At 69.9% G+C, this 15,061-nt stretch carries 16 protein-coding genes; 9 read left to right on the forward strand and 7 right to left on the reverse strand.

What is annotated here, in order from left to right:
- The first annotated feature begins 4 nt into the window (after positions 1-4).
- Entirely contained in the window at positions 5-661 is a 657-nt protein-coding gene (locus tag AB0N03_RS17190; protein WP_364371965.1) for an RNA methyltransferase, read from the forward strand.
- Here the strand turns inward: AB0N03_RS17190 and AB0N03_RS17195 are convergent, their stop codons facing one another.
- Together AB0N03_RS17195 and AB0N03_RS17200 are read right to left on the reverse strand one after the other, a co-directional pair.
- Positions 662-1,642: a cellulase family glycosylhydrolase gene (locus tag AB0N03_RS17195; RefSeq protein WP_364371968.1), complete on the reverse strand. Its 981-nt coding sequence runs from the start codon at positions 1,640-1,642 to the stop codon at positions 662-664.
- Positions 1,643-1,719: 77 nt separating this feature from the next.
- Entirely contained in the window at positions 1,720-3,855 is a 2,136-nt protein-coding gene (locus AB0N03_RS17200; RefSeq protein WP_364371971.1) for a molybdopterin-dependent oxidoreductase, read from the reverse strand.
- Positions 3,856-3,927: 72 nt separating this feature from the next.
- On the opposite strand from AB0N03_RS17200, the gene AB0N03_RS17205 reads away from it, so the two are divergent.
- A complete protein-coding gene (locus AB0N03_RS17205; RefSeq protein ID WP_364371974.1) occupies positions 3,928-4,950 on the forward strand; it encodes a glycoside hydrolase family 76 protein in 1,023 nt (340 codons plus the stop codon).
- Here AB0N03_RS17205 and AB0N03_RS17210 read toward each other — a convergent pair.
- The 4 genes from AB0N03_RS17210 to AB0N03_RS17225 all read right to left on the reverse strand — a co-directional run bounded on the left by AB0N03_RS17210 (position 4,915) and on the right by AB0N03_RS17225 (position 8,610).
- On the reverse strand, positions 4,915-5,412 hold the full coding sequence (locus tag AB0N03_RS17210) for a GNAT family N-acetyltransferase (RefSeq protein WP_364371977.1): 498 nt from the start codon (positions 5,410-5,412) through the stop codon (positions 4,915-4,917). The genes AB0N03_RS17205 and AB0N03_RS17210 overlap by 36 nt on opposite strands.
- Positions 5,413-5,462: 50 nt before the next feature.
- Positions 5,463-6,572, reverse strand: a complete 1,110-nt coding sequence (locus AB0N03_RS17215) for a toll/interleukin-1 receptor domain-containing protein (protein WP_364371980.1) — start codon at positions 6,570-6,572, stop codon at positions 5,463-5,465.
- A gap of 64 nt (positions 6,573-6,636) precedes the next feature.
- Positions 6,637-7,503 (reverse strand): substrate-binding domain-containing protein, encoded by an 867-nt coding sequence (locus AB0N03_RS17220; RefSeq protein ID WP_364371983.1) that lies wholly within the window; start codon positions 7,501-7,503, stop codon positions 6,637-6,639.
- Positions 7,504-7,572: 69 nt separating this feature from the next.
- Complete coding sequence (locus tag AB0N03_RS17225) at positions 7,573-8,610, reverse strand: LacI family DNA-binding transcriptional regulator (RefSeq protein ID WP_364371986.1); 1,038 nt, start codon at positions 8,608-8,610, stop codon at positions 7,573-7,575.
- Positions 8,611-8,729: 119 nt separating this feature from the next.
- Between AB0N03_RS17225 and AB0N03_RS17230 the strand changes: the two genes are divergently transcribed.
- From AB0N03_RS17230 to AB0N03_RS17260, 7 genes are all read left to right on the forward strand, one after another.
- The gene (locus AB0N03_RS17230; protein WP_364371989.1) at positions 8,730-9,746 is read left to right on the forward strand and encodes a substrate-binding domain-containing protein; all 1,017 of its coding nucleotides are present in this window, start codon (positions 8,730-8,732) and stop codon (positions 9,744-9,746) included.
- Positions 9,743-10,747 carry an ABC transporter permease gene (locus AB0N03_RS17235; RefSeq protein WP_364371992.1) on the forward strand — a complete coding sequence of 335 codons (1,005 nt, stop codon included), beginning with the start codon at positions 9,743-9,745 and terminating at the stop codon, positions 10,745-10,747. Before AB0N03_RS17230 ends, AB0N03_RS17235 begins: the two co-directional genes overlap by 4 nt.
- Complete coding sequence (locus AB0N03_RS17240) at positions 10,744-11,553, forward strand: ATP-binding cassette domain-containing protein (protein WP_364371995.1); 810 nt, start codon at positions 10,744-10,746, stop codon at positions 11,551-11,553. Before AB0N03_RS17235 ends, AB0N03_RS17240 begins: the two co-directional genes overlap by 4 nt.
- A 7-nt stretch (positions 11,554-11,560) precedes the next feature.
- Positions 11,561-12,388 carry a PfkB family carbohydrate kinase gene (locus tag AB0N03_RS17245; RefSeq protein WP_364372301.1) on the forward strand — a complete coding sequence of 276 codons (828 nt, stop codon included), beginning with the start codon at positions 11,561-11,563 and terminating at the stop codon, positions 12,386-12,388.
- Positions 12,385-13,020 (forward strand): nucleoside/nucleotide kinase family protein, encoded by a 636-nt coding sequence (locus tag AB0N03_RS17250; protein ID WP_364371998.1) that lies wholly within the window; start codon positions 12,385-12,387, stop codon positions 13,018-13,020. Before AB0N03_RS17245 ends, AB0N03_RS17250 begins: the two co-directional genes overlap by 4 nt.
- Positions 13,017-13,757 (forward strand): SDR family oxidoreductase, encoded by a 741-nt coding sequence (locus AB0N03_RS17255; RefSeq protein WP_364372001.1) that lies wholly within the window; start codon positions 13,017-13,019, stop codon positions 13,755-13,757. The genes AB0N03_RS17250 and AB0N03_RS17255 overlap by 4 nt, the downstream gene beginning before the upstream one ends.
- Positions 13,758-13,934: 177 nt before the next feature.
- The gene (locus tag AB0N03_RS17260) at positions 13,935-14,348 is read left to right on the forward strand and encodes a VOC family protein (protein ID WP_364372004.1); all 414 of its coding nucleotides are present in this window, start codon (positions 13,935-13,937) and stop codon (positions 14,346-14,348) included.
- Position 14,349: 1 nt separating this feature from the next.
- On the opposite strand, the gene AB0N03_RS17265 is transcribed toward AB0N03_RS17260, so the two are convergent.
- The gene (locus AB0N03_RS17265; protein ID WP_364372007.1) at positions 14,350-15,018 is read right to left on the reverse strand and encodes a DedA family protein; all 669 of its coding nucleotides are present in this window, start codon (positions 15,016-15,018) and stop codon (positions 14,350-14,352) included.
- Positions 15,019-15,061: the final 43 nt, after the last annotated feature.

Consider the following 15,061-nt stretch of genomic DNA (forward strand, 5'->3'; position numbering starts at 1 on the left):
GGGGGTGAGCACCTCCCCCGACGCCGGACCCACCGAGTGGGTCAGCCGCGAAGAGGTCGGCGTCGGCCCATGGCCGGGCGACTGGCCGTCGGACGAGCGGTACGACCCGGACCTGCTGCGCGACGGCGACCGCCGCAACGTCGTCGACGCGTACCGCTACTGGCGCCGCGAGGCGATCGTGTCCGATGTGGACAGCCGGCGGCACCCGTTCCACGTCGCGATCGAGAACTTCCAGCACGACCACAACATCGGCACGGTGGTCCGCACGGCGAACGCCTTCGCGGCCGCGGAGGTCCACATCGTCGGCCGCCGCCGCTGGAACCGCCGCGGCGCGATGGTGACCGACCGCTACCAGCACCTCCGGCACCACGACGACGTCTCCGGATTGGTGGCTTTCGCGTCCGAACAGGGCCTGGCGGTGGTCGCGGTGGACAACACGCCGGGGTCCGAGCCGGTGGAGACGGCGTCGCTGCCGCGCGAGTGCGTGCTCGTGTTCGGTCAGGAGGGGCCGGGGTTGTCGGCGGGTACGCAGGAAGCGGCGTCGCTGGTCGTGTCGATCGCCCAGTTCGGGACGACGCGCTCGATCAACGCGGGCGTCGCGGCGGGGATCGTCATGCACGCGTGGGTCCGGCAGCACGCCGACCTGTCGACGGCCTGGTAGTCACAGCCCCCAGCCCCAGCGCAGCTGCACCACGCCCGACGCGTTGTTGGTCGCCAGGCCGCTGCCGCTCTGCCGCGTGATCGAGTAGGTGTCCCCCGAACGCAGGCCGGGCCAGTAGACGACGCCCATCTGCCGCGACCGCGCCAGGTCGGTGGTGGCGGCGAAGTACGCGGTGAAGACGTTGCCGTCCTGGTGCCCGGCGGAGTAGTCCAGCCCGGTCGTCATCGGCGAGCCGGCCTCGTCGATGACCGTGCGCGAGGAGTACGAACCGAGCCGGTTGCTCAGGTTGGCCGTCCACGCCGAGCGGGTCGTGTCCGAGGCCCAGAAACCGTAGAAGTGCAGTGACAGCAGCGTTCCGGTCAACGCGCTCGCCGCCCCGACACCCGTCACGTTGTCGTTGTAGCCGGTTCCGCTGACCAGGACCCGGCCGCGTGGGATGCCGGAATGGCGGGACAGCCAGGTCGAGCAGAGCGAGACCCAGGAGTTCAAGCTGTAGCCGAACGGCTCGTTCATCGGCTCGAAGTAGACGTTGCCGTTGCCCGCGTAGTCGCCGGTGACCTTGTCCCACATGGTGTTCCACGCGGTCACGTCGTCGACGAGCCCGTCCTTGTTCGCTTCCCAGTACCCGAAGATGACCTTCATGCCGTGGGCCAGCGCCGAGTCGGCGGCGCCCTGGTACCGCGCCCACCAGTCCGAATTGACGCTCTGCGGGTTGATCGGCAGCCGCACGGTGTTCGCGCCCAGCTGCTGCTGGAAACCGCTGATGATGCCGTCGGCCTTGCTGCGGACGACATCGTAGGTGTCCCCGGCGGTGAGGCCGGTCGGGATGACCCACCCGTCCACGTAGTTGTCGCGGGCGTCAGCCCAGTTGACGCCGCGGAAGGCGGTGGTGGCGGCGGCAGCGGGCTGGGGAATCGTGAGCAGGGAGGCGGCGAGGACCGCGATCAGGATGGCGTGCATGTGACGGCGAAGGCGGGTCATGCGAACTCCGAGATGATCGATGTTCACGTAAACATGCGCAGCCGAGGATGCGCTCCCGACGGCCGGGGTGTCAAGCGTCAGACGGGTGCGACCTCGACCGGGATGCCGTTCAGCACCGACGTTCCGGACGGAACGTCGAGCAGCGTCTCGTCCGCGACCAGGTTCGAATTGACGCCGGGGTTCGCACGCGCCACCCGGGTCCGCGAGCCGTCGACGTCGTGGCCCCAGCCGTGCGGGATGCTGACCACGCCCGGCCTGACCTCGTCCGTCACCTCCACCGGCACCTCCAGCTTGCCGGCGCGCGAGGTCACCGACGCGAGTGAGCCGTCGGTGAGGCCCAGGCGCGTCGCGTCGGCCGGGTGGACCAGGACGGTGCAGCGGTTGCCGCCGCGGATCAGCGGCGCGAGGTTGTGCATCCACGAGTTGTTCGAGCTCAGGTGCCGCCGGCCGATCAGCACCAGGCCGTCGTCTTCCGGCTTGGCGAGTTCGGCGCGCAGCCGGGGGACGTCGGCGGCGATCGTCTCCGGCGCCAGCTCGATCCGGCCGGACGCGGTGCACAGCACCTCGGGGATCCGCGGCTTCAGCGGCCCGAAGTCCACCCCGTGCGGCGCGGCTTCGAGGTCGGCCAGCGTGACGTCGTAAGGACCCGCGCGCAGCATCAGGTCGACGAGCCGCGCGGGGCCGGTGCGGTCGCGGGTGACTTCGAGCTTCGCGCGGCGCGCGACATCGGCGGCGACGAAGTCGTCGAGCGCCGCGACGTCCGCTTCGGGGCCCTGACCGGTGACGATGCCGGTGAGCCGCAGCATCGTCTCCCACTCCTGCGGCAGCTGCGGCGGCAGCGTCGCCGGCGTCCAGTTGGCGACGTTGCGCACCGAAAGCTGGTAAAAGGCCAGGTCGAAGTGCGGCCGTTCGAGCGGCGACGGGCCGGGCAGGATGACGTCGGCCTGGCTCGACGTCTCGTTGAGGTAGACGTCGACGGAAATCATGAAGTCGAGCTTTTTCAGGGCTTCGGCGAGGCGTCCCGCGTTCGGAGTGCTCAGGCAGGGGTTGCCGCTGACGGTGATCAGCGCGCGGACCTGGCCGTCGCCCGGGGTTTCGATCTCGTCGGCGAGCGTCGCGACCGGCAGTTCGCCGACGACCTCGGGGTAGCCGCGGACGCGGCTGTGCCAGCGCCCGACGGCGAACGGCCGCCGGTTCCCGGTCGGCTGGCACGCGGCCAGCGGGAACATCGCGCCGCCCGGCTCGTCAAGGTTGCCGGTGAGCACGTTGAGGACGTCGACCAGCCAGCTCGCGACCGTGCCGAACGCCTGCGTCGTGGTGCCGATCCGGCCGTAGACGACGGCGTTCTCCGTGGCCAGGTCGAGCGCCATCCGGCGGATGTCGGCGGCGTCGATGCCGGTGCGCGTCGCCACGGCTTCGGGGGTGAACGGCCGGGCCAGGTCGCGGACGTCATCGAGGCCGTTGAGGTGGTCCGCCAGGCGGCCGGGCGCGACCCGGTTTTCCGCGAACAGGACGTTGACCAGCGCGAACAGCAGCAGCGCGTCGGTGCCGGGCCGAATGGCGTGGTGCTCGTCGGCGAACTGCGCGGTGCGCGTGCGCCGCGGGTCGACGACGACGATCTTGCCGCCGCGGGCGCGGATCCCGCGCAGCCGCCCGCGGATGTCCGGCGCGGTCATCAGGCTGCCGTTCGAGACGAGCGGGTTGGCGCCGAGGATCAGCAGGTGCCGAGTGCGGTCGAGGTCGGGCACGGGGATGGCGAGCGGGTCGCCGAACAGGGTGCCGGACGAGTAGTGCTTCGGCATCTGGTCGACCGACGTCGCGCTGTAGAAGTTCTTGGTGCCCAAGGCTTTGTAGAGCACGCGGCCGTAGAGCGTCAGCGCGATGTTGTGCACGCCGGGGTTGCCCGCGTAGACGGCGACGGCGTCCCGGCCGTGCTCCTCGAGGATCGGCGGGAGCCGGCGGTCGATCTCGTCGTACGCCTCCTGCCAGCTGACCTCGACGAACTCGCCGTCGCGCTTGAGCAGCGGCGCGGTCAGCCGGTCGGGATCGTGGTGCAGCGCGCCAAGCGACGCTCCCTTCGGGCAGATGTAGCCCTTCGAGAAGACGTCGTTCTCGTCGCCCTTCACGCGCGTGACCTGCTGGTTCTCGTCGAGGGTGACCTCGAGGCCGCAGGTGGCTTCGCACAGCGGACAGGTGACGTGTGCGGTGGTCATGGGCACCTCGCGAGCCATTGGGGTCCTTCAACATACCGAGCGGTATGTCGATGGGCAAGGCAGGATTGCGTCATGGACGTCTCGGCCGCCGAACGCGCGGTGACTGCCCGGCACCTCCGCCGCGTCTGGGGCCTGCCCGGGACGGCGCTGGGCCGCAGCCGCTGGCCGGCGTCCCTTGACCAGCGGCTGCACTGGCACTGGAACTACTGGTGGCAGGCCCACCTGCTGGACACGCTGGTCGACGCTCAGCTGCGTTCTCCGGCTGCTTCGCGCTTGGCCCTGATCCGCTCTTTCGTGCGTTCGGTGCGGTTGCGCAACTTCGGCCGGTGGACGAACGACTACTACGACGACATCGCCTGGCTCGGCCTTGCGCTGCAACGGGTTTCTTCGCTCGGCATCGACGTCGGCCCGGCGATCGCGGCGATCGACACGCAGCTGCTGTCGGGGTGGACGCCGGCCGCGGGCGGCGGAATCCGGTGGCGTCGCGGAGACGACTTCAAGAACGCCCCGGCCAACGGTCCGGCGGCGATCTTCCACGCCCGGTCGGGAAACGTGGTGCGGGCGCGCGAGATGACGGACTGGATGTCGTCCACTTTGGTCGATCCTGAATCGGGCTTGGTCTGGGACGGGATTCGTGCGGACACGGGCGAGCTGGTGAAGCACATCTTCACGTATTGCCAAGGTGTTTATCTGGGGGCGTGCCTGGAGCTGTCCTTAATGGACGATGCGGCGCGGACGGTCCGAGCGGTGGCTTCGCATTGTGCCCCGGGAGGAGTGATCCGCGGCCAAAGCGGCGGCGACGGCGGGTTGTTCGGGGCGATCTTGGCGCGGTACTTGGCCTTGGCGGCGCGTGCCCTGCCCGAGCCGGAAGCTTCTCTGGCCCGGTCATTGGTGCTCACGTCGGCTTCGGCGTGCTGGTCGGGCGCTTCGGAGGGCCCGCTGTTCAGCGCGTTCTGGGACCGCCCGGCGCCGTCGTCGCCGCTGCCTCCGGATGTGCCGGAACGAGACATGTCGGTCCAGGTGGGCGGCTGGATGCTGCTGGAAGCGGCGGCGACGCTGTCACCAGACGTCGCCGGCCCGCCAGTCGGCGGTTAGCTCCCCGGCCAGGTCGAGGTCGAGCGGCACCCGGCCGGGGAAGACGTAGACCGCGCCGTCGTCGTCTTCGGTGCGCTGGACCCCTCGCGGCGTCAAGGCGAAGGTCGACCCGCGCCACTGTTGCCACCCGCGGCCCGCGTACAGCGGCGCCCCGGCGGTGGACGCACTCAGCGCGCCGACCTCGTACCCGGGCAGCAGCGCCTCCATCGACGCCATCAAGGCACTCGCGATCCCGCGCCGCCGGTGGTCCGGGTGCACCGCGACGCCCTCGACGTAACCCGTGTTCAGCACGCGATCGCCGTGCAGGAGCCGCCGTTGCACGAGCGAGGCGTGGCCGACCAGCTCGTCACCGTCGAAGGTCAGGGCGTGCATCCCGCCGAGGGTGTTCTCCCAGCCGTCGAGGTCGAAGTCCTTGAAGGCGCCTTCGAGCAGGGCCCGGGTCGCGAGAAGCTCGGCGGCCAAAGCTGCGCGGTGTGTGCGAGTCGGATCACGTGACCATTCTCCCGCGCTCTTCACGGCAATGTCAGCTTGTCGATCTCGGTCACCCAGTTCTGGGTTATGTCCTTCGCTTCCAGGAGAAGGGTCAAGCTCTTGCGGAGGCGCCGGACGACCGGCCTGATCGTCCTCGTCGAACCCTCGGTTTGCTCCAGGACTTCGGTCATGGTCCCGATGTGGCCCAGGGCCTCGGCCGCCGCGTCGGCGAGACTGGTCAGGGAATCGCAGAAGAACTTGATGTCCGTGCTCGGGGTGGTCTGGTTCTCGATCTCGGCGGGGATCATCTTGATGATCAGGGAGATCCCGTCGTCGACGTTGTGCAGCTGGCTCGAGTAGGCGTTGGCGAGGGATTCGATCCGCGTGGTGGGCTCTTCCAGGTTGCCGGCGGCGACCTCGATCACGGCCAAGCGCGCCGAGTAGGACTCGCCCCTTTTCACGCCGTCCTCGATTTCGGCGCCCGCCGTCGCCATGACCTCGCCGATCTCGGCGATCGCCTGGCCGAGTTCCCCGAGCGTCGTGCTCCACTCGGGGAAGGCCTGCTCCGCCTTCGCGATGACGTCGACGAACCCGAGCTCGTCATCCTCGGCCGGCTCGGCAAGGGCAGGCACCACGACCGCGTTGGTTTCCAGCGCGGAATTGACCCGGTGCATCCGCTCGGCCAGCCGGGCCACCGCTTGCCGGTACTCGGGAGAAGTGCGCGAACAGAACCTCGTCTCGGTCCAGTCCTCCCACTGGAAGGACCTGATCAAGGTGATGGCGTCGTCCACGGGGACTTCGTCCGTGAGGCCGGGGAAATCGATGTACTTGATCGGCATGATGAGTTCGGGGATGCCCAGCTCGCTGGCTCGTCTAGCGAAGAAGTTCAGTTCGCGGCGGCATTCCGCGCTCAGGAAATACCGCGGTGTGAGGATGGGGACGAAGAACGCGACCGACGCGAGCGTCGTGTCGATCTTGGAGCGCCACTTCTCGCCCCACTCCATGCTGTCCCGGTCCAGGAAGAGCGAGATCGACTCGCCGCTGATCATCTCGAACTGGGACACGACATCGCGCGCCAGCTGGGAAATCCGCTCGCTCTCGGCCGCGTCGTCCTTGTGGACATAAGACCAGAAACCAGACGTCTCGCTCAAGGACCCACCTCGCTGATCGGAAGATGTGGTCCAGGTCGTCCCGGGGAACGGCCTTGTTACGCGGTCAGCATCCGCAGGAGGCGCCGTGCAGGAACCGAGGCGTCAGCGACACCGACTCCGGTGGCCGGTCCGGATCCGCCATCCGGGACAGCAGCTGCTGCACCGCCCGGTGCCCGATGTCCGCCACCGGCTGGACCAGCGTCGTCATCGCCGGGCTCACCCGGCGCGCCCACTCCATGTCCCCGTAGCCCACCACCGCCAGCTCCGAACCGATGCGGATCCCGCGGCGGTGCGCTTCGTACTGGACCCCCACCAGCATCGACTCGTCCGCCACCACCAGCGCCGTCGGGGAGGGCCAGCCGTCGAGGAGCTTGGCCGTCGCGCGGGCCGCTCCGCCCGAGGTCGACAGCCCGCTTTCCATCAGCTCGCGGTTGAACCGCAGCCCCGTCTGCTCCAGCCCCAGCCGGTAGCCGCGGACGCGCTCGCGGCTGATGTCCAGGCCCTCGTCGCCCGAAATCAGGCCGATTTTGCGGTGGCGGCGCTCGGTCAAGTGGCGAACCAGCGACGCCACCGCGTGCACGTTCTCCGTGCCCACCTGGTCGACGTCGTTGCGGGCGGCGACGCGGTCGACCAGCACCGTCGGCACGCCCATCCGGACCAGGCCGTTGATCACCGCTTCGCCGCCGGCCGAGGGCACCAGCAGCACGCCGTCCACGAGGTCCGCCCGCAGCGCGTGCACCAGCGACGCTTCTTCGCTCGCCGTGTCGCCCGTGTCGGCCAGCGTGACGTCACACCCCGCCTGCGCCGCGGCTGCCCTGATCGAGCGCAGCAGCTCGCCCGAGTAGGGGTTCGCGTGCGTACCCATCGCGACGCCGATCCGGTAGGTGACCGGGGGGTCCCACAACCGGAGCTCCGGCGATAGTGCCGTCATAAGCCCTCGCAGACGCTCAGCCGAAAGGTATCCGCTGAGCGGCCACGCCGACGCGCCGCGGCCCCAGAATCACTGATGTGAGTGAACCGGCGGGCAGCCGCACGACTCACGGTGACGCAGAGTGGGTGCCAGCCGGACCGTCTCGGCCTTGCGCGCGGGGTCGTTGATGCGGGCCAGCAGCAGCCGCACCGCCTGCCGCCCGATCTCCTCGATCGGCTGCGCCATCGTCGTCAGCGGCGGGTCCACCAGGTCCGCCCATTCGACGTCGTCGTAGACCACCACCGGCAGGTCCCGCCCGATGCGCAGGCCTCGCCGCCGCGCTTCGTGCAGCACCCCGACCATCATGCTGTCGTTCCCGACGACCAGCGCCGTCGGCGGTTCGGGCAGGGCCAGCAGCGTGCTCAACGCCAGTGAACCACCCTCGTGCGACGAGTTCCCGCAGGCCACGAGGTCGGCCGACCACGTGAGCCCGGACCGGCCGAGGCCCAGCCGGTAGCCCAGCACGCGCTCCTCGCTCGTCGACAGCCCGGGCGTGCCGCTGATCATCCCGATCCGCCGGTGCCCGAGCGTCGCGAGGTGCGCGGTCAGCGCCGACGTCGCCTGGATGTTCTCCGTGCCCACCTGGTCGACGTCGGCGCGGGTGGTCAGCCGGTCGATCAGCACCGTCGGCACGTCCAGCGACACGAGCTCGCCGATCACCGGGCCGTCGCCGGGGGCCGGCGTGATGAGCAGGCCGTCGACGCGCCGGGAGCGCAGCGCTCGCACGGTGTCACGTTCCGTGCCCGCCGTGTCGTGCGTGTCGGCCAGCAGCACGGTGTACCCGTGCGCCGACGCCTCGCGCTCGATCGCCTGCATCAGCGTCGCGAAGTACGGGTTGGCCACCAGCGAGATGGCCATCCCGATCGACCGCGTGCCGCCGGTGACCAGCGAACGGGCGATCGCGTCGCCGGTGTAGCCGGTCGTCTCGATCGCCCGCAGGACGGCCGCCTTGGTGTCCTCGGCGACCGCGCGCGTCCCGTTGACGACGTGCGAGACGGTCGTGATGGAGACGCCGGCGAGCTCGGCGATGTCCCGCTGGGTCGGCCGGGATGATCTCGGCTGGGGCATGCCAATCCTTTCCGGCAAGCGTTTGCGCAAACGCTTGCGTCCACGGTGCAGTCTGTCTACCTTCCCGACCATCGGCAAGCACTCGATCACACCGTGTCTTCCTTAAGGGGTGGGAACCCATGAGACAGCGAAGTCTCACCGCACTCGCGTTGGCCGCCGTACTCGCCGCGACGACCGGATGCACCGTCGAACGCCACTGGGGCGGTAACACGAACACCGGCGGGAGTGGCAAAGCGAAGGTCGGCTTGGTCACCAAGACCGACACCAACCCCTACTTCGTCGAACTGCGCAACTCCGCCAGAGCGGCCGCGCAGGCCAACGGCGCCGACTTCAACGCCCTCGCCGGCCAGTTCGACGGGGACAACGACGGCCAGGTCCGCGCCATCGAGAACCTCATGCAGCAGGGCGTGAACACCATCCTCATCACGCCGAGCTCCTCGACCGGCGTGCTCAAGGCGATCAAGGACGCCCGCGACGCCGGTGTCCTGGTCATCGCGCTCGACACCGCCACCGAACCGCCCGACGCCGTCGACGCCACGTTCGCCACCGACAACTTCGCCGCCGGAGAGCAGCAGGGCGCCTACGTCAAGGCCGCGCTCAAGGGCGTCCCGCCCAAGCTGCTCATGGTCGACGGCACGGCGGGCAGCTCGGTCGACACCCAGCGCCACGGCGGTTTCCTCAAGGGCATCGGGCTGACCGACGGCTCGCCGGAGATCAAGGGCCACACCGCGGCCAACGGCGACCAGAGCCTCGCGCAGCAGGGCATGGAGAACCTGCTGCAGCGCAGCACCGACATCAACGCCGTCTACTCGATGAACGAGCCGATGGGCCGCGGCGCGTACGCGGCGCTGAAGGCCCGCGGGCTCACCGGCCAGATCGTGATGGGCTCGATCGACGGCGGCTGCGAAGGCGTCCAGAACGTCAAGGACGGCCAGTACGCCGCGACCGTCATGCAGTTCCCCAAGAAGATGGCCGAACAGGGCGTCCTCGCCGCCGTCGACTACGCGAAGACCGGCAAGAAGCCGACCGGCTTCGTCAACACCGGGTCCGCGGTGATCACCGACAAGCCCCTGCCCGGCGTCGAGAGTCACGACACCGCGTGGGGCCTGCAGAACTGCTGGGGAGGCACGAAATGACAACGGCGTCGGCTGTGTCCACAAGGGACACAAAGGAACGTGAGTCGCTCGGTGAGTTCCTCCTCCGCGCCCCCGCGGTCGGCCCGGCGCTCGCGCTGGTCGTCGCCGTCGTGGTGTTCTCGCTGGCCACAGACACGTTCTTCGACCTCGACAACCTGTCCACAGTGGTCCAGCAGTCGCTGGTCGTCGGGACGCTCGCGCTGGGCCAGACGCTCGTCATCCTCATCGCGGGCATCGACCTGTCCAACGCGTCTTCGATGGTCGTCGCGACGCTGATCATGGCGAAGCTCGCCGCGGCCGGCACGAACGGCTTCGTCGCGCTCCTGGCCGGCGTCGTGCTGACGATCATCGTCGGCATCTTCATCGGCTCGCTCGCCACGCGGATCAAGCTCCCGGCGTTCATCATCACGCTCGGCACGTTCACCATGCTGACCGCGGTGTCGAAGCTGATCGCCGGCGGCCAGGCCGTCCCGGTGACCGACGGGCTGCTGCAGTGGCTCGGCACCAAGCGCTATCTCTTCGGCGGCATCCCCATCACCTACGGCATGACGCTGGCGCTGCTGATGTACCTCGGCGTCTGGTACGCGCTGACGAAAACCGCGTGGGGCAAGCACGTCTACGCGGTGGGCAACGCGCCGGAGTCCGCGCGGCTGTCCGGCATCAAGGTCAACCGCACGGTGCTGTCGGTCTACATCGTGGCGGGCCTCGCGTTCGGCATCGCCGCGTGGCAGGCGCTCGGCCGGACGCCGAACGCCGACCCGAACCAGTTCCAGCTCGGCAACCTCGACTCGATCACCGCCGTCGTCCTCGGCGGGACGAGCCTCTTCGGCGGCCGCGGCTCGGTGCTCGGGACGCTGATGGGCGCGCTGGTCGTGGCCGTGCTGCGGTCCGGGCTGACGCAGATGAACGTCGACGGCAACTACCAGGACCTCGCCACCGGCGCCCTGCTCATCGCCGCCGTCGTGGTGGACCGGATCGCGAGGAGGCAGCAGCAGTCATGAGTGAACCCATCCTGCAAGCCCGCGGCCTGGTGAAACGCTACGGCCGGGTCACCGCCATCGACGGCGCCGACTTCGACCTGCTCCCCGGCGAGGTGCTCGCCGTGGTCGGCGACAACGGCGCCGGGAAGTCGTCGCTCATCAAAACCCTTTCCGGGGCGGTGATCCCGGACGCAGGGGAGATCAAAGTGGACGGTCGGACCGTCCACTTCAAGTCCCCTTTGGACGCTCGGCACTACGGGATCGAGACGGTGTACCAGGACCTCGCCGTCGCGCCCGCGCTCGACATCGCGTCGAACATGTTCCTGGGCCGGGAAAAGCGCCTCAAGGGTCCGTTCGGGCTGTTCCGGAAGCTCGACACCGCGACCATGCGGTCCGAAGCGCAGCGGATCCTCGACGAGCTCGGCATCAATATCAAGTCGATCTCCCAGCCCGTCGAGACGCTTTCCGGTGGCCAGCGCCAAGGTGTCGCGGTGGCCCGCGCGGCCGCGTTCGGCACCAAGGCGGTGATCATGGACGAGCCCACCGCCGCGCTCGGCGTCGCCGAGTCCGGCAAGGTGCTCGACCTCATCGGCCGGATCCGCGACCGCGGCCTGCCGGTGGTGCTGATCAGCCACAACATGCCGCACGTCTTCGACATCGCCGACCGCATCCACGTGCACCGCCTCGGCAAGCGCGTCGCGGTCGTCTCGCCGAAGACGCACTCGATGAACCAGGTCGTCGGCCTGCTCACGGGTGCGTTGCGGCTCAACGAAAACGGTGAAGTGGAAGAGGCCGCCGCCGCGACCCATGTGGCCGGGTTGACCTGACGTGAGGGTGCTGCTGGCGGGCTTGTGCACCGTGGACGTCGTCCAGCGGGTCGACGAGCTTCCGGCGCCGGGCGAGAAGGTGCAGTCGCTGCGGGTGGACGTCGCGGCCGGGGGGCCCGCGACGAACGCCGCGGTGACGGCCGCCGCGCTCGGTGCCGAGGCGATCCTGCTGACCGTCCTCGGTGCACACCCGCTGGCCGCGCTCGCCCGCGCCGACCTCGAAGCGCACGGGGTCCGGCTGATCGACCTGGCTCCCGACCTGCCCGACCCACCGCCGGTCAGCGCGGTCGCCATCCGCGACCGCGACGGCGAGCGCACGGTCGTCTCCCGCAATGCCGCGAACCGCAGCTTTCACGTAAAAGCTCCGCTTCCGGAAGCCGATGTCGTTTTGCTCGACGGGCACTACCCGGAACTCGCGCTGGCCGTCGCGCGGGGGACCGAAGCGCCGGTCGTGCTCGACGCCGGGAGCTGGAAGCCCGTGCTCGACGAGCTGCTCCCGCTGGTCGACATCGCCGCGTGCTCAGCGCACTTCAGCGCGCCGGAACCGGGTCTGCACCAGCGCGGCGTAGCCACCGTCATCACCACCGCCGGGCCCGGCCCGGTGCGGTGGTCCACTGCGGACGGCAGCTCGGGTGAGGTGCCTGTCGCGGCCGTGGAAGCGCGGGACACACTAGGTGCGGGCGACGTCTGGCACGGCGCGCTCGCCGTGGCCGTGACGCGCGAACCGACGGTGACGGACCGGATTCGCTTCGCCAACGAGGTGGCCGCCGAACGGGTGCGGCAGGTGGGACCGCGGTCGTGGACGACCGCGATCGCAGGAAGGAACAGGACATGACGGGGTTCGACGACCTGCTGGCCCGGGCCGAGGGCCTGACCGTGCGCGGGCAGCGCAACGTGCTGGGCATCATCGGCGCACCGGCGTCCGGCAAGACCACGCTGGCCTGGGCGATCGCCAACGCGCTCGGCTCGCGCGCGGCCGTGGTCGGGATGGACGGCTTCCACCTCGCGCAGGTCGAGCTGCGCCGGCTGGAGCGCACCGAGCGCAAGGGCGCGCCCGACACGTTCGACGCGGCCGGCTACTACCACCTGATCCGTCGCCTCGCCGAAGGCCGCGAGACGGTGTACGCGCCGGAGTTCCGCCGCGAGATCGAGGAGCCGATCGCCGGGGCCGTCGCGGTGCCGCCGGAGGTCCAGCTGGTGATCACCGAGGGTAACTACCTGCTGCTGCCGGACGACCCGTGGAGCGGCATCCGGCCACTGCTCACCGAGGCCTGGTTCCTCGCGCCGGACGAGCCCGAGCGGATCGAACGGCTGGTGTCACGCCACCGCCGCTACGGCCGCTCGCTCGTCGAGGCGAAGCAGCGCGCGCTCGGCTCGGACCAGCGCAACGCCGACCTGATCTCGCCGACGCGCGACCGCGCGGACCTGGTGCTGGAGAACCTGCCGCTGGCGAACTTCGCGATTTGACCCTCATCGTCACGGGCGGCAGCCGGGGGATCGGGGCGGCGATCTGTTCGCTGGCGGGTTCGCGCGGCTACGACGTCGTCGTCAACTACTCGGGCGATCCCGCGCCCGCGCTCGCGGTGGCCGACGAGGTGCGGTCCCACGGCCGGCAGGCGGTCGCGGTCCGCGCGGACGTCTCCGTCGAGGACGACGTCCGCGCGCTGTTCGACGCGGCCGCCGCGCTCGGACCGGTGGAAGCGCTGGTCAACAACGCCGCGATCGTCGGCAACACGCCCGGGCGGCTCGACTCCTACGACGTCGAGGTCGTCCGGCGGACCCTCGACGTCAACGTGACCGGGGTGTTCCTGTGCTGCCGCGAGGCGGTCCGCCGGATGTCGACGCGCTACGGCGGCGACGGCGGCGCGGTCGTCAACATCTCCTCGACGGCCGCGCGCACCGGCTCGGCCGGGGAGTGGGTGCACTACGCGGCGTCGAAGGCGGCCGTCGACACGCTGACCTATGGGCTCGCCCAGGAGGTCGCGGGCGAGGGCGTGCGGGTCAACGCGGTCGCGCCGGGGATGATCCACACGGGCCTGCACGAGGCCGCCGGCCTGCCGGGCCGGCTCGCGAAGTTCGCGCAGCAGATCCCGATGGGCCGCGCCGGCGAGCCGGCCGAAATCGCCGAGGCGGTGCTGTTCCTGCTGTCGCCGGCATCGTCGTTCACCACGGGCGCGGTGCTCGACGTCGGTGGCGGCCGGTGATCGGTCGAGTACCGTCCGATAAAGACGAATGACCTTCAGTCACCGGCGTCCGCCTGCTGAGACGCCCGGAGACGGCGAGATCACGATCGGACGCGGAACTTGGTCACCCTCGTTTTCGGTGGGCGAACGCTGTGCAACTCTGGGAAGCCGCCACGCGAAAGGACGGCTTAAAAAGCCATGGCAAAACTCATGTCCGTGCACCACTTGGCGCTCACCGTGACCGACGTGGACCGTAGCGTGCCCTGGTACGTGCGCGTCCTCGACCTCGAGGAGGTCACCCGGCGCGAAGAGCCGGACACGGGACTGCGCAAGGTCGTGCTCCGGTCCGCCGGGGACGAGTTCTCCGTGGTGCTGGTCCAGCACGCGGACACCGGAAGACGCGGGTTCGACGAACGCAGAACCGGGCTCGACCACGTCGCGTTCCGGGTGCAGTCGACTGCCGAGCTGACCGAATGGGAGTGCCGGCTCGCGGAGTTCGGGGTGTCGTATCTGCCGGCCGCGCCTTCGCGGACTTTCGAGGGTTCGAAGGTCGTCGTGTTCCGCGATCCGGACGGCATTCAGCTCGAAATCTGGGCGGACCCGGAACTCTGAGTCAGGTCCGCGCGTCGTTCGGCTCGTCGACGGGGCGGCGCATCTCCTGGCGGTAGCGCAGCACCCCATACCCCGTGCCGAACACGAAGAACGCGATGCTGACCCACAGCGCCGCCGTCTTCAGCCACGGCAGCGCGTCCAGGAGACCCGCGCCGTAGTACCCCAGCAGTACCAGCGTCGGCACCCACAGCAGGCCGCCCAAGGCCGTCGCGGCCATGAATCGGCGGGGGTCCATCCGGGCCGCTCCCGCGATCAGCGGGGCCAGCGTGCGGATCCACGGGATCCACCGGGCCGCCACGATCGCGAAGAAGCCGCGCTTGTCCAGGAACCGCTGAGCACGGTCGAGAGCCTGCCGGTTCAGCACCTTGCCGTCGCGGCGGGCGATGAGCTTGGTGCCGCCGGTGCGGCCGATGTAGTAGCCGATCTGGTTGCCGAGCACGGCGACGATCAGTGCGGCGCCCGAAAGGAACCACGCGTTCGCGTCCGAACCGTGCTGGGCCAGCACCACGCCGGCCCCGAACAGCAGCGAGTCACCGGGCAGGAACAGCCCGATGATCAGCGCGCATTCGACCAGCACGAAGCTCAGCACGATCACCCAGACGAGCAGCGGACCGGCGGTGTCCAGCCAGCTCACGCCGACGCCCGCGGCCTCGAAGCTCACGACGTTCACACCCGGAGCCTACGTGGCCCGAGTGAACGGCCCACGGCGAACG

This window comes from Amycolatopsis sp. NPDC051061 (assembly GCF_040682935.1).
Taxonomy (GTDB): domain Bacteria; phylum Actinomycetota; class Actinomycetes; order Mycobacteriales; family Pseudonocardiaceae; genus Amycolatopsis.

Excerpts from the sequence above, each read along its gene's own strand:
- AB0N03_RS17230 (WP_364371989.1), top strand. The coding sequence starts at position 8,730 with ATGAGACAGCGAAGTCTCACCGCACTCGCGTTGGCCGCCGTACTCGCC.
- AB0N03_RS17195 (WP_364371968.1), bottom strand. The coding sequence starts at position 1,642 with ATGACCCGCCTTCGCCGTCACATGCACGCCATCCTGATCGCGGTCCTC.
- AB0N03_RS17200 (WP_364371971.1), bottom strand. The coding sequence starts at position 3,855 with ATGACCACCGCACACGTCACCTGTCCGCTGTGCGAAGCCACCTGCGGC.
- AB0N03_RS17235 (WP_364371992.1), top strand. The coding sequence starts at position 9,743 with ATGACAACGGCGTCGGCTGTGTCCACAAGGGACACAAAGGAACGTGAG.
- AB0N03_RS17205 (WP_364371974.1), top strand. The coding sequence starts at position 3,928 with ATGGACGTCTCGGCCGCCGAACGCGCGGTGACTGCCCGGCACCTCCGC.
- AB0N03_RS17260 (WP_364372004.1), top strand. The coding sequence starts at position 13,935 with ATGGCAAAACTCATGTCCGTGCACCACTTGGCGCTCACCGTGACCGAC.
- AB0N03_RS17250 (WP_364371998.1), top strand. The coding sequence starts at position 12,385 with ATGACGGGGTTCGACGACCTGCTGGCCCGGGCCGAGGGCCTGACCGTG.
- AB0N03_RS17225 (WP_364371986.1), bottom strand. The coding sequence starts at position 8,610 with ATGCCCCAGCCGAGATCATCCCGGCCGACCCAGCGGGACATCGCCGAG.
- AB0N03_RS17240 (WP_364371995.1), top strand. The coding sequence starts at position 10,744 with ATGAGTGAACCCATCCTGCAAGCCCGCGGCCTGGTGAAACGCTACGGC.
- AB0N03_RS17220 (WP_364371983.1), bottom strand. The coding sequence starts at position 7,503 with ATGACGGCACTATCGCCGGAGCTCCGGTTGTGGGACCCCCCGGTCACC.